Source organism: Streptococcus infantis, from assembly GCF_015546995.1.
Lineage (GTDB): Bacteria > Bacillota > Bacilli > Lactobacillales > Streptococcaceae > Streptococcus > Streptococcus infantis_J.
In genome coordinates, this window is record NZ_JADMUH010000011.1 from 1 (window position 1) to 13,006 (window position 13,006).

The following is a 13,006-nucleotide window of genomic DNA, read 5'->3' on the forward strand; positions in this document are numbered from 1 at the left end:
TCTTGGAAGACAAAGCCTAACTTTTCACGACGGAAGCTTGATGCTTCAGAATTTTTAATGGTAGCTGTGTCAGTTCCGTTTAGGAAGACCTGCCCACGCGTTGGCTTGTCAAGCATAGCAAGAATATTGAGTAGGGTCGATTTACCAGAACCAGACTCACCCATGATAGCGACGTAGTCGCCTTTTTCAACGGTAAAGTGAATATCTTTCAGGGCTTCTACTTGGTTGCCTTGAAAGCGAGTTTTATAAATCTTTTGAACGTGTTTTACATCTAGTAGTGTCATTTTAACTTCTCCTTCTTAATATCCCATTAATTGAAACTGAGCTTGCATCATTTCGATGCCGATTTGAACTCGCTCGATTTCCTTTGGACTCGGCTTACTTGTTTGTTTCTTTTGTAAAATTGTTTTCATGGTTTCTCTCCTTTTTCTTTATGCTCTAAGTTTACTCCAAAAAAAGAGGACTTGCCATAACATAACCTTACAAAAGAGGCCTTTAATCTTACATTTTTGTAAGATTAAACTATTTTATACTCAATGAAAATCAAAGAGCAAACTAGGAAGCTAGCCGCAGGCTGTACTTGAGTACGGCAAGGCGAAGCTGACGTGGTTTGAATTTGATTTTCGAAGAGTATTATCTGATTGGAGCCTTTTTTCTCACCATATCAAGGTCTAAAGAAGAGCTTGAAAGGTTTCTTCCAAGCTCTTCACAATTCTTTTCATTCAATCAGTAAATTCACTTCAGAGAACTTAATCCTCACAGTTGTTCCTTGCCCAAGTTCGGATTCTATTTGAATCTGATGTCCTAATTCTTGGCTGATTTTCTGGGTTAGATAAAGCCCAAGTCCAGATGACTGCTGGGTCATTCGACCATTATATCCTGAAAAACCACGTTCAAAGACTCGCAACCGATCACTGTTTTTTATACCAATCCCAGTATCTTTGATGCAAAGGTCTGAACCTTCCATGTAGATTTCAACCCCACCTTCATTTGTGTACTTGAGACTATTTGATAGGATTTGTTCAATGACTACCAACAGCCATTTTTTATCCGTCACAATCCTTCTATCCAAGTCATGCAGATCGACACTTAGACCTTTCTGGATAAAGAAAATGGCATATTTGCGAATGACTTCCTTGACCAGATCTTCTATATTTTCTTTCTTCAACACCAAATCATCATGGAAGCTTTCTAAGCGTAGATATTGGAGTACGAGATTGGTATAGGAATCAATCTTAAAAATTTCCTGTTCCAACTGTTGCTTCAGTTGACGATCCGCCACCTCGCTCACTAGGAGTTTACTGGCCGCAATCGGTGTCTTTATCTGATGAACCCAGAGAGTATAGTAGTCCACTAAATCATTGTAGCGGTTTTCAGCATCTGATTTCTTTTGGTAGAGCTCAGCTTCGCTTTTTTCTAATTTTTCAGTTAGAAGGACTTCCATTGGTGACTTAGCTTCTCTTTCGCCATAGAGCAATTCCTTACGATAACGTTGCAATTCCACCCAAAAATCCCATATCAAGAATATAAAGGAAAAAACTGATGATAGAAGGAAAAAATAGTTAAAGTAAGGTCCTTGACTAACAAATAGGACATCAAAAAGAAAGATGAGACCCGTCAATAACAAAATAAAAGCGAAAAAACGACTACGCGAACGGATATAAGCTAGAAAAAAACTTTTAAGTTCAAGCATGTTTCAATCCATACCCTATCCCTTTCTTGGTTTCAATAAAACCAATCAAACCTTCTTCCTCCAGTTTCTTGCGCAAACGAGCGACATTAACAGATAAGGTATTGTCATCGATAAAAAAGTCACTGTTCCAGAGTTCCCGCATCAAATCATCACGCGCTACGATATTTCCTGCATGCTCAAATAAAACTCGCAAAATCTGAAATTCATTCTTGGTTAGGCTGATAGCTTTGCCATTGACATGCACATCCATAGACTTGGTATTGAGAATAACTCCAGCATACTCTAGGAGACTTTCATCCCTTCCAAATTCATAAGAGCGGCGCAATAATCCTTGTACCTTAGCTAAAAGGACCTGCTGGTCAAAAGGCTTGGTCACAAAATCGTCAGCTCCCATATTAATAGCCATCACGATGTCCATAGCCTGGTCTCTTGAAGACAGAAACATAATAGGAACTTTGGAAATCTTGCGAATTTCCTGACACCAATGATAACCATTAAAGAGAGGCAATCCAATATCCATCAGGACCAGATGAGGCTCAGACTGAACAAATAACGTCAGAACTTCCATAAAGTCTTCAACCATGACTACTTCAAAACCCCATTCGGAGAGCATTTTCCCAACTTGCTGACGGATTACTGGATCATCTTCTACTAGTAAAATCTTATGCATCTGCTCCTCCTTTTTTTATATTATAGCAAAATTCTTCTGACTACTAGCGAAATTGATGCAAATCTGATATGATAAAAGTTAAGAAAGGAATTCCCATGGCCAATATTTTTGACTATCTAACTGATGTTCAATACGATTCTTTTTATGATCTTCCCTTAAATGAACTGGATGTACTTGCTTTGACAGAGCTGACTTATCTTCCTTTTGATGACTTATTGGACCAGCCTGTCAATCGTTTAAGCGATGTCGCAACACGTGTCCCTCGAGAAAGCACCATGTTGACCAATAAAGAACGTCTGCAACTTTTAGACCAGCTTGCCCACCACAAACGTTTTAAAAATTGCAAGCTATCAAACTTTATTAACGAGATTGATACTGAGCAACAGAAACAGTTCGCTGCTATGACCTATCGTCTGAACCTAGATACTTATCTGATTATCTTTCGTGGCACAGACGACAGTATTATTGGTTGGAAGGAAGATTTCCATATGACCTATATGAAGGAAATCCCTGCCCAAAAGCATGCTCTTGAATACTTGGAAGATTTCTTTAAACAATATCCAAAACAAAAAGTACTTCTTGCTGGGCATTCTAAAGGTGGGAATCTAGCCGTCTTTGCTGCTAGTCAAATCCAGCCTGAATTGCAGGAAAAGATATCAGCAGTTTATACCTACGATGCTCCTGGTTTGCAGGCTCATCTGACAGAAACGACTGGTTATCAAGATGTTATCCCTAAATTTCACCGTTATGTCCCACAAGGTTCTGTCATCGGCATGATGCTAGAAGTTCCTGATACTCCTACCGTTGTCAAATCTACGGCTCTCGGTGGAATCGCTCAACACAATACTTTCAGCTGGCTAACTGATGGACACCACTTTGTCCAACTAGAGGAAATTAGTAGCGAAAGTCTGCAAATCAAAGACGCTCTTAAAGAATGGGTGGACAGTGTTCCCGATGAAGAACTAGAGCTCTACTTTGATCTCTTTTTCGGAACCATCCTAGAATCTGGAATCACTTCCATCAACGATTTATCTTCTAGAAATGCTATCGACCATGTTCGACAACTTGTTTCTCAAGCCCAGACACTGGAGCTCGAGCAAGTTGAAATCTTAAAAAATCTGACACAACTCCTACTGGATGCACGCTTCCAAGCCTGGAAAAATCATTTTTAAAAAGTTAAAAGTCCCTTCCTTTATGGAGGGACTTTCTTGTTGATTCCTTATTTTATTCTTCTGTGTTATACTAGAAACTGTAAATCTTTGAAAGAGGAAATCCTATGAAAATCCATAAAACTGTGAATCCTGTTGCCTATGAAAATACTTATTATATTGAAGGAGACCAACACCTGATTATAGTCGATCCTGGTAGCCATTGGGAGGCTATTCGCAAGACTATCGAAACCATCAACAAACCGGTCTGTGCCATTCTTCTGACCCACACTCACTACGACCATATTATGAGTCTTGACTTGGTCAGAGATACTTATGGAAATCCTCCAGTCTATGTGGCAGAAAGTGAAGCTTCTTGGCTCTATACTCCTGTTGACAACCTTTCAGGTCTCCCTCGACACGATGATATGGCGGATGTCATCTGCAAACCAGCTGAACACACTTATGTCTTTCATGAAGAATACCAGATTGAAGAATTCCGCTTTACAGTCTTACCAACGCCAGGCCACTCTATCGGTGGAGTTTCATTGGTTTTCCCAGATGGACACTTGGTCTTAACGGGAGATGCCCTTTTTCGAGAAACCATTGGTCGAACAGATTTGCCAACTGGTAGTATGGAACAACTCCTTCATAGTGTCGAAACCCAGCTCTTCACCCTTCCAAACTACGATGTCTATCCAGGACATGGTCCGGCTACGACTATCGCGCACGAAAAAACCTTCAATCCATTTTTCTAAAACATAAAAACCAAGGACAATCATCCTTGGTTTTTGTATTACCAAATAATCACACGATCTTCTGGTGCACGCCACATACCGTCGCCTTCTTTGACATCATAGGTTGTAAAGAAGTCATCAAAGTTTGGTACTTGGACGTTGACACGGAGTTTAGCTGGCGCGTGTACGTCGACACTAGCCATGAGTTTCATCAATTCTGGACGGCCTTTCATACGCCAGATACGTGCAAAATTGTTGAAGAATTCTTCAGCTGAGAAGTCTGGTTCTCTCTTAGCAGCTTCAAGGGCAGCAGCGATACCTCCAAGGTCGGCAACGTTTTCAGATACAGTTAGTTTCCCATTAATAGTTGCTCCGTAAGATTCTTGGCCATCAAACTGGTCGATAACCTTCTGCGTTTTCTCTTTAAAGGCAGCATAGTCGCTCTCAGTCCACCAGTCCTTGAGGCTACCATTTTCATCAAAGGAAGCTCCATTGGTATCAAAAGCGTGAGAAATTTCGTGAGCAATAACCGCTCCGATACCACCATAGTTGGCAGAAGATGACTGATGCAAGTCATAAAATGGTGCCTGTAAGATAGCAGCTGGGAAGACAATCAAGTTCTTTTGTGGATTGTAGTAAGCATTAACCATGTGAGCAGGCATACCCCACTCCTTGTAGTCAACTGGCTGGTTCCACTTGCTCCAACTGTGCTTGATTTCCACACGCGCAAAGGCTAGAGCATTCTCAAAAAGACTAGCAGATTCATCCACTACCTTGTCCTTATAGCGAGCTGGCAGTTCTTCTGGATAACCAATATAAGGCTTGATGACATTGAGTTTGACGATGGCTTTTTCGCGAGTTTCAGGTGTCAGCCAATCATTCTTAGCCAAGCGTTCCTTATAAACATCAATCATGGTTGCCACTTTTTTCTCTACGTCTGCCTTGGCTTCTGGAGAGAATTTCTCATGAGCATACCAAAGGCCGAGCGCTTGTTTGAATGGTCCTTGAGCTAGGTGATAAGCAGCCTTGCGTTTGTCTTGAGCCTCTGGAACACCTGAAAGAGCTCGTCCGTAGGCACCTGACAAGATACGAATCTCATCTGTTAGAAAACTCGTTGAAAGATTGACCACACTCAAAATCAAGCTTGCCTTGAGTAAAGGCCAAGCTTCCTCACTATAAAATTGCTCTGCTGCTTGCCAGAAACGTTCTTCATCTACGATCACCTTATCTGGAGTTTGTCCAATCACAGCTTGGAAGAAGTCATCGAGAGGTAGGACAGGTGCAAACTTTTTGAAATCTTCATAAGAATAAGGATGGTAAAGTTTGGCATATTCTGAACTCTCCTCGTTTGAAAGGACGACAGCTGCGATGCGACGGTCCAATTCCAATCGTTTCTCTAGCAAGTCTTCGATTTCTTCATCTGAGAAGTTATAGGCTTTGAGGAGATTTGAAGTACTTTCTTTCCAAAGGTTCAATAATTCCTCACGCTGAGGATGGTCTTCCGCATAGTAGGTTGTATCAGGCAAGATAGTTCCTGGAGCACTAGCCCAGAGAACATTGGTTCTAGCATCCATAAAGTCTGGTGATACTCCAAATGGAAGGAAGTTTGGTTTGCCAGCTAATTCAAATGCTGCTAGTTTACCTGCGAAATCCGCAAAACTTTCTAAATTCTGGTATTCCTTCAATAAAGGAAGGACTGGCTCAATTCCATCTTCTTCTCGCTTATCGAAATCTCTCACCATGCTGTGGTACTTGACAAAGTTTGCTAAGATGGCATCTTCTGGCACATCTTCTCCTGCCAACCACTTGTCCGTCGTCGTTAGCATCAACTCTTCAATTTCTTCGTCAAGGTCGATAAAACCACCTGTTCTCGACTTATCTGCTGGAATAACAGCAGTCTTTTCCCACTCACCATTTATGGCATCATAAAAATCATCTTGATAACGTGTCATCTTGTTCTCGCTTTCCTAATTTCACTTATTCTTAGCTTAGCAAAAATCCCTGGGGAATGCAATTAAAAATGAACTTTCCTTTTCCATCATTTTTCAGTTATTATTTTAATTTTTTCAAAAATTAACTTGACTTAATTTTTTTTTTAATGTATATTAAGAGACAGGAGGAATACAAGTTTATGATACGTATAGAAAACCTCAGTGTCTCCTACAAAGAAACATCGGCACTTAAGGATATTTCACTAGTGCTTCAAGGACCAACAATTACCGGTATCATTGGTCCAAACGGTGCTGGAAAATCAACATTATTAAAAGGGATGCTGGGAATTATCCCACATCAAGGTCAGGCATTTCTCGATGATAAGGAAGTTAAAAAATCCTTACACCGAATTGCCTATGTCGAACAAAAAATCAATATCGACTACAACTTTCCCATCAAGGTCAAGGAATGCGTCTCGCTAGGACTATTTCCCTCTATCCCACTCTTTCGCAGTTTAAACGCTAAACATTGGAAGAAAGTGCAAGAAGCCCTTGAAATTGTTGGACTCTCAGACTATGCAGAACGGCAAATCAGTCAACTGTCTGGAGGTCAATTCCAGCGGGTTTTGATTGCCAGATGTTTGGTGCAGGAAGCCGATTATATACTCTTAGATGAACCCTTTGTTGGGATTGATTCTGTCAGTGAGGAAATCATCATGAATACGCTGAGAGATTTGAAAAAAGCTGGGAAGACGGTTCTCATCGTCCACCACGACCTCAGCAAGGTTCCTCACTACTTCGATCAAGTCTTGCTTGTCAATCGAGAAGTGATTGCCTTTGGTCCAACCAAAGAAACCTTTACTGAAGCCAATCTCAAAGAAGCTTACGGTAATCGACTCTTTTTCAATGGAGGTGACCTATGATTGCAGAATTTATAAATGGATTGCAGAATTTCCACTTCCTACAAAATGCCTTGATAACAGCTATTGTCGTCGGGGTCGTAGCTGGAGCTGTGGGATGTTTCATCATCCTACGCGGGATGTCACTCATGGGAGATGCCATTTCACATGCTGTCTTACCAGGTGTAGCCCTCTCCTTCATCTTGGGCGTTGACTTCTTTATCGGAGCCATTGTCTTTGGATTGCTAGCTGCCATCATCATTACCTACATCAAGGGAAACTCGATTATCAAAAGCGATACCGCCATCGGCATTACCTTTTCTTCTTTCTTAGCCCTCGGTATCATCTTGATTAGTGTCGCTAAAAGTTCAACTGACCTTTTCCATATCCTTTTTGGTAATATCCTGGCCGTCCAAGATACGGATATGTTTATTACTATGGGTGTTGGGGCAGTCATTCTCTTGTTAATCTGGATTTTCTTCAAACAACTCTTGATAACTTCCTTTGATGAACTCTTGGCTAAAGCCATGGGAATGCCTGTCAATTTCTATCACTACCTTCTCATGGTACTCCTGACTCTCGTGTCTGTGACAGCCATGCAAAGTGTCGGAACTATCCTGATTGTAGCCATGCTGATTACCCCAGCTGCAACTGCTTATCTTTATGCTAATAGCCTGAAAAGTATGATTTTTCTTTCCTCAACCTTTGGAGCTACTGCTTCAGTTTTGGGACTCTTTATTGGCTATAGTTTAAACTTAGCAGCTGGTTCTAGCATCGTGCTCACAGCTGCTAGCTTCTTCTTAATCAGTTTCTTTATCTCTCCTAAACAACGATATTTGAAACTGAAAAATAAACATTTGTTAAAATAAGGGGAAAGACCCCAATAAATTGGAGGATCTAATGAAAAAATTAGGTACATTATTCGTTCTCTTTCTTTCTGTAATTGCTCTTGTAGCATGCTCTACTGGAAAAAAAGACACGGCCACAAGTGACCAAAAATTAAAGGTCGTAGCTACAAACTCAATTATCGCTGATATTACTAAAAATATCGCAGGAGACAAGATTGATCTTCATAGTATCGTGCCTGTTGGACAAGATCCACACGAGTACGAGCCTCTTCCTGAAGACGTCAAAAAAACGTCACAGGCCGACTTAATCTTTTACAACGGTATCAACCTTGAAACAGGTGGAAATGCCTGGTTTACAAAATTAGTTGAGAATGCCAAGAAAACTGAAAACAAGGACTACTTTGCTGTCAGTGAAGGCGTTGATATCATCTACTTAGAAGGCCAAAATGAAAAAGGGAAAGAAGACCCACATGCTTGGCTCAACCTAGAAAACGGGATTATTTATGCGCAAAACATTGCTAAGCAACTCATCGCTAAAGACCCTAACAACAAGGAATTCTACGAAAAAAATCTCAAAGAATACACTGAAAAACTAGACAAGCTTGACAAGGAAGCCAAAGAGAAATTTAACGCTATTGATGCGGACAAGAAACTCATCGTAACCAGCGAGGGATGCTTCAAATACTTCTCAAAAGCTTACGGTGTCCCAAGTGCCTACATCTGGGAAATCAACACTGAAGAAGAGGGAACACCTGACCAAATCAAGACTTTGGTTGAAAAACTTCGCCAAACAAAAGTTCCATCACTATTTGTTGAGTCCAGTGTCGATGATCGTCCAATGAAGACTGTTTCTAAAGACACAAATATTCCAATTTACGCACAAATCTTTACTGACTCAATTGCTGAAGAAGGTAAAGAAGGTGACAGCTACTACAACATGATGAAATACAACCTCGACAAGATTGCTGAAGGTTTGTCAAAATAATCCATTAAAAAACGTCAGTCACTTTGAATTGGCGTTTTTTTACGGTCAAATCATTGGAAAAATTGAACATTTCCAGGTAAAATGAAAGAAAAAAGATTGGAGTAGCTTATGACTACATTCCTTGGAAACCCTGTTACTTTTACAGGAAAACAACTACAAGTAGGAGACAAAGCACTTGATTTCTCTCTCACAACGACTGACCTTTCAAAAAAATCACTATCAGACTTTGATGGAAAGAAAAAGATTTTAAGTGTGGTTCCTTCTATCGATACTGGAATTTGTTCCCTTCAAACTCGTCGATTTAATGAAGAACTGGCTAGCTTAGACAATACTGTTGTCCTAACGGTATCTATGGACCTTCCATTTGCTCAAAAACGCTGGTGCGGTGCTGAAGGAATTGAGAATGCCATCATGCTTTCAGACTACTTCGACCACTCCTTTGGACGCGATTATGCCCTCTTAATCAATGAATGGCATCTGCTTGCACGCGCAGTTTTTGTTCTCGATGCAGATAATACCATCCGCTACGTCGAATACGTAGACAATATCAACAGCGAGCCAGACTTTGAAGCCGCTATTGCAGCAGCAAAAGAACTCAACTAAGTCCAGCTCTTGTAGCAAGAAGCTAGAGAAATCTAGCTTTTTTTGGTATACTAGATGGAGATAATAAACAAGGAAATGCGAATGACACCAAATAAAGAAGACTACTTAAAATGTATTTATGAGATTGGCATGGATGTTCCTAAAATTACCAATAAGGAAATTGCTGCTCGGATGCAGGTATCTCCTCCAGCTGTAACTGAAATGATTAAGCGCATGCAGTCTGAAAATCTCATCTTAAAAGATAAGAAGAAAGGATACTTGCTAACCGATATTGGGCTAACACTTGTATCAGAACTTTATCGTAAACATCGTCTGATTGAGGTTTTTCTGGTCCACCATCTAGACTATACCAGTGACCAAATTCATGAGGAAGCTGAAGTATTAGAACATACCGTTTCAGACTTTTTTGTAGAGAGATTAGAAAGTATGCTAGGTTTCCCAAAAACTTGCCCTCACGGTGGTACCATTCCTGCTAAAGGAGAGCTTTTGGTTGAAATCAACAACCTACCACTATCAGAAACCAAAGAAGCTGGAACCTATCTCCTAACTCGGGTTCACGATAGCTTTGATCTCCTAAAATATCTGGAAAAACATGCCATCAATATCGGAGACAAACTCCAAGTTCAACAGTTTGATGATTTCTCTAATACCTTTACTTTGATTCACAACAATGAAGAACTCTTGGTAAGTCTAGAAATCGCCAAACAGCTCTATGTTGAAAAGATGAACTAAATCCGTCACAAAAAAACCAAGCTAACAAGCTTGGTTTTTCTTATCTATTTTTTGTATCAAGGATGATGGTTACCGGCCCATCATTGACCAGTCCTACCTGCATATCTGCTCCAAAGACACCTGTTTCAACAGGAACCTCTTTGGCTAGTTCCTGGTTAAAATCTTGATAGAAGGCCTCAGCCATATCTGGTTTAGCGGCGCCTGTAAAGGCTGGACGATTGCCTTTTTTGGTATCGGCAAACAGAGTGAATTGAGAGATGGAGAGGATTTCTCCTTGGATATCCTTAACAGATAGGTTCATCTTGCCTTCGTTATCTGAAAAGATCCGCATATTGACCAGTTTTCTGACTGCATACTCCAAATCCTCTTGCTGATCCTCAGGTCCAACACCCACTAGGAGCAAGAGTCCTTGTTTGATTTGACCATGCATCTGCCCCTCAATAGAAACCTGAGCTTGCTTGACTCGCTGAACGATAATTCTCATAGAAATCCTTTCTATATCTATCGAGCCAACTTAACCATTGGTCCGTTTGACTGAGTAGACTTCTGGTACACTCTTAATCTTATCAACCACCGTTGTCAACATTGAAAGGTTAGAAATTCCAAAGGATACATGGATATTGGCAAATTTCATATCCTTGGTCGGTTGGGCATTAACCGAAGAGATATTCTTAGTTGTGTTTGATAGGACTTGCAAGATATCATTCAAAAGGCCAGAACGGTTAAGTCCATAGATATCGATATGAGCCATATATTCCTTGGTTGAGAATTGGTCTTCCCATTCAACATCTAGCAAACGTTGCTCATAGTTTTCCTGTGAACGAAGGTTCATACAGTCCACACGATGGATGGCAACACCACGACCTTTGGTAATATAACCAACGATACCATCACCTGGAACAGGATTACAACATTTGGCAATCCGGACCAAGAGCCCAGAAGCACCTTGGATGACAACTCCACCCTCATGCTTCACCTTAAGCGTATCCTTGTTCTCTACTTTTACTTCGCCACCCTTGACCAGTTCTTCTGCTTCTGCCTTAGCCTTGGCACGCTCTTCTTCACGACGTTCTTTTTCCGTCAAACGGTTAAAGACGGTAATGGCTCCGATTTCTCCAAAACCAATCGCAGCAAAGAGAGCTTCTTCAGTCTTGTAGCTGGTTTTTTGAAGGACTTCATCCATGTGACGCTTGTCCATAAATTTATTGGCCACATAGCCGTTTTCTTGAAGCTGACTAATCAGCATTTCACGGCCTTTATTGATGGACAATTCTTTATCTTGGTTTTTAAAGAACTGACGAATTTTGTTACGGGCCTTGCTGGTTTTAACCATATTGAGCCAGTCACGACTTGGTCCAAATGAATTTGGATTGGTGATGATTTCAACCTGGTCACCCGTTTTCAGCTTGGTAGTCAAAGGAACCATACGTCCATTAACCTTGGCACCAGTTGCTTTTTCCCCGATCTTGGTATGAATCTCATAGGCAAAGTCAATCGGTCCAGAATCCTTTGGAAGAGAACGAACCGCTCCATCTGGAGTAAAGACGTAAATCTCCTCAGCCAGATAGTTTTCTTTGACAGTATCTACAAATTCCTTGGCATCATCCGCCTGGTCTTGGAGTTCCATCAACTCCTTGATCCAGTTCATTCCAATAGCAGATTCCTTGCTATTAACCTGACCTTTGATTCCTTTTTTGTAGGCCCAGTGAGCCGCAACCCCGTACTCAGCAACCTCGTGCATTTCCTTGGTACGAATCTGGAACTCAATCGGCCCTTTTGGTCCATAAACAGTCGTATGGATAGACTGGTAACCATTGGCCTTACGATTGGCAATATAATCCTTGAAACGTCCTGGCATTGGTTTCCATAGCTCATGGACGTAACCCAACATGGCATAGACATCACTCTGAGTATCTAGGATACAGCGAATGGCAATCAGGTCATAGATCTCCTCAAAGCGTTTTTTCTTGTCCTGCATTTTACGGTAAATAGAGTAGATATGCTTAGGACGGCCATAGATTTTTCCTGTAAGATTGCGTTCAGATGAATACTCCTCGAGTTTCGTCACAACTTCATCGACCAAGGCTTCACGTTCTTGACGTTTCTCCTTCATCATATGAGTTATCTTGTAAAACTCTGTCGGATTGAGGTAACGGAAGGAAAGGTCTTCTAGTTCCCACTTAACACTTGAAATCCCCAGACGGTGAGCAAGTGGTGCGTAGATTTCCATGGTTTCTCGGGAAATACGTTCTTGCTTGTCCTTACGAAGATGCTTGAGGGTGCGCATATTGTGCAGGCGGTCAGAGAGCTTGACCAAGATAACACGGATATCCTCAGACATAGCCATGAGCATCTTGCGGTGGTTTTCAGCCAACTGCTCTTCAAATGACTTGTATTCAACCTTACCAAGCTTGGTAACCCCATCTACAATTACTCGAACATCATGTCCAAACTCACGCTCTAAGTCATCCAAAGTAGCATCTGTGTCTTCTACCACGTCATGCAAAAAACCACAGGCAACAGTGACAGCGTCCAGCTTGAGCTTAGCCAAGATACCTGCTACCTGGATAGGGTGGATAATGTAAGGCTCGCCTGATTTACGATATTGGCCACTGTGGCACTCTACAGCATAAACCAAGGCCTTATGGACAAAAGCCACATCTTCTTTCGATAAATATTTTTGCGTTAAAGCGACGACTTCATCGCCAGAATAAATTACTTCTTTTGGCATGCATACTCTCCAGTTCTTCCTACCATTTT

The 13,006-nt window shown here is 41.1% G+C and carries 13 protein-coding genes; 7 read left to right on the forward strand and 6 right to left on the reverse strand.

Annotated features, from left to right (window positions below):
- The 3 genes from I1J71_RS05170 to I1J71_RS05180 form a co-directional block, all read right to left on the reverse strand.
- Positions 1–284, reverse strand: a 284-nt coding sequence (locus I1J71_RS05170) for an ATP-binding cassette domain-containing protein (protein ID WP_195183967.1), incomplete at its 3' end; no start/stop codon positions are given.
- Between the two features lie 434 nt (positions 285–718).
- Positions 719–1,693 (reverse strand): sensor histidine kinase, encoded by a 975-nt coding sequence (locus I1J71_RS05175; RefSeq protein WP_195183968.1) that lies wholly within the window; start codon positions 1,691–1,693, stop codon positions 719–721.
- Positions 1,686–2,363 (reverse strand): response regulator transcription factor, encoded by a 678-nt coding sequence (locus I1J71_RS05180; protein ID WP_000548968.1) that lies wholly within the window; start codon positions 2,361–2,363, stop codon positions 1,686–1,688. The genes I1J71_RS05175 and I1J71_RS05180 overlap by 8 nt, the downstream gene beginning before the upstream one ends.
- Before the next feature lie 95 nt (positions 2,364–2,458).
- Here I1J71_RS05180 and I1J71_RS05185 point away from each other — a divergent pair, with 95 nt between their 5' ends.
- Together I1J71_RS05185 and I1J71_RS05190 are read left to right on the forward strand one after the other, a co-directional pair.
- Positions 2,459–3,535, forward strand: a complete 1,077-nt coding sequence (locus tag I1J71_RS05185) for a DUF2974 domain-containing protein (RefSeq protein ID WP_195184003.1) — start codon at positions 2,459–2,461, stop codon at positions 3,533–3,535.
- A gap of 104 nt (positions 3,536–3,639) precedes the next feature.
- Positions 3,640–4,269, forward strand: coding sequence for an MBL fold metallo-hydrolase (locus I1J71_RS05190; protein ID WP_195183969.1), 630 nt, complete (start codon positions 3,640–3,642; stop codon positions 4,267–4,269).
- 38 nt (positions 4,270–4,307) lie between these two features.
- Here the strand turns inward: I1J71_RS05190 and I1J71_RS05195 are convergent, their stop codons facing one another.
- Entirely contained in the window at positions 4,308–6,200 is a 1,893-nt protein-coding gene (locus tag I1J71_RS05195) for a M13 family metallopeptidase (protein WP_195183970.1), read from the reverse strand.
- A 179-nt stretch (positions 6,201–6,379) separates the two neighbouring features.
- Here I1J71_RS05195 and I1J71_RS05200 point away from each other — a divergent pair, with 179 nt between their 5' ends.
- The 5 genes from I1J71_RS05200 (at position 6,380) to I1J71_RS05220 (ending at position 10,246) form a co-directional block, all read left to right on the forward strand.
- Positions 6,380–7,102, forward strand: a complete 723-nt coding sequence (locus I1J71_RS05200) for a metal ABC transporter ATP-binding protein (protein WP_016465546.1) — start codon at positions 6,380–6,382, stop codon at positions 7,100–7,102.
- Positions 7,099–7,947 carry a metal ABC transporter permease gene (locus I1J71_RS05205; protein ID WP_195183971.1) on the forward strand — a complete coding sequence of 283 codons (849 nt, stop codon included), beginning with the start codon at positions 7,099–7,101 and terminating at the stop codon, positions 7,945–7,947. Before I1J71_RS05200 ends, I1J71_RS05205 begins: the two co-directional genes overlap by 4 nt.
- A 31-nt stretch (positions 7,948–7,978) precedes the next feature.
- Positions 7,979–8,911: a metal ABC transporter substrate-binding protein gene (locus I1J71_RS05210; RefSeq protein WP_195183972.1), complete on the forward strand. Its 933-nt coding sequence runs from the start codon at positions 7,979–7,981 to the stop codon at positions 8,909–8,911.
- A gap of 108 nt (positions 8,912–9,019) precedes the next feature.
- Positions 9,020–9,514 carry a thiol peroxidase gene (tpx, locus tag I1J71_RS05215; RefSeq protein ID WP_195183973.1) on the forward strand — a complete coding sequence of 165 codons (495 nt, stop codon included), beginning with the start codon at positions 9,020–9,022 and terminating at the stop codon, positions 9,512–9,514.
- Positions 9,515–9,595: 81 nt separating this feature from the next.
- The gene (locus I1J71_RS05220) at positions 9,596–10,246 is read left to right on the forward strand and encodes a metal-dependent transcriptional regulator (RefSeq protein ID WP_016465543.1); all 651 of its coding nucleotides are present in this window, start codon (positions 9,596–9,598) and stop codon (positions 10,244–10,246) included.
- 40 nt (positions 10,247–10,286) lie between these two features.
- Here the strand turns inward: I1J71_RS05220 and dtd are convergent, their stop codons facing one another.
- Together dtd and I1J71_RS05230 are read right to left on the reverse strand one after the other, a co-directional pair.
- Positions 10,287–10,730: a D-aminoacyl-tRNA deacylase gene (dtd, locus tag I1J71_RS05225; RefSeq protein ID WP_195183974.1), complete on the reverse strand. Its 444-nt coding sequence runs from the start codon at positions 10,728–10,730 to the stop codon at positions 10,287–10,289.
- Between the two features lie 30 nt (positions 10,731–10,760).
- Positions 10,761–12,977 carry a RelA/SpoT family protein gene (locus I1J71_RS05230; protein WP_195183975.1) on the reverse strand — a complete coding sequence of 739 codons (2,217 nt, stop codon included), beginning with the start codon at positions 12,975–12,977 and terminating at the stop codon, positions 10,761–10,763.
- Between the last annotated feature and the right edge of the window lie 29 nt (positions 12,978–13,006).

Coding starts and splice junctions, on each gene's coding strand:
- I1J71_RS05205 (WP_195183971.1), top strand. CDS start 7,099: ATGATTGCAGAATTTATAAATGGATTGCAGAATTTCCACTTCCTACAA.
- dtd (WP_195183974.1), bottom strand. CDS start 10,730: ATGAGAATTATCGTTCAGCGAGTCAAGCAAGCTCAGGTTTCTATTGAG.
- I1J71_RS05180 (WP_000548968.1), bottom strand. CDS start 2,363: ATGCATAAGATTTTACTAGTAGAAGATGATCCAGTAATCCGTCAGCAA.
- I1J71_RS05200 (WP_016465546.1), top strand. CDS start 6,380: ATGATACGTATAGAAAACCTCAGTGTCTCCTACAAAGAAACATCGGCA.
- I1J71_RS05175 (WP_195183968.1), bottom strand. CDS start 1,693: ATGCTTGAACTTAAAAGTTTTTTTCTAGCTTATATCCGTTCGCGTAGT.
- I1J71_RS05190 (WP_195183969.1), top strand. CDS start 3,640: ATGAAAATCCATAAAACTGTGAATCCTGTTGCCTATGAAAATACTTAT.
- I1J71_RS05195 (WP_195183970.1), bottom strand. CDS start 6,200: ATGACACGTTATCAAGATGATTTTTATGATGCCATAAATGGTGAGTGG.
- tpx (WP_195183973.1), top strand. CDS start 9,020: ATGACTACATTCCTTGGAAACCCTGTTACTTTTACAGGAAAACAACTA.
- I1J71_RS05230 (WP_195183975.1), bottom strand. CDS start 12,977: ATGCCAAAAGAAGTAATTTATTCTGGCGATGAAGTCGTCGCTTTAACG.
- I1J71_RS05220 (WP_016465543.1), top strand. CDS start 9,596: ATGACACCAAATAAAGAAGACTACTTAAAATGTATTTATGAGATTGGC.
- I1J71_RS05185 (WP_195184003.1), top strand. CDS start 2,459: ATGGCCAATATTTTTGACTATCTAACTGATGTTCAATACGATTCTTTT.
- I1J71_RS05210 (WP_195183972.1), top strand. CDS start 7,979: ATGAAAAAATTAGGTACATTATTCGTTCTCTTTCTTTCTGTAATTGCT.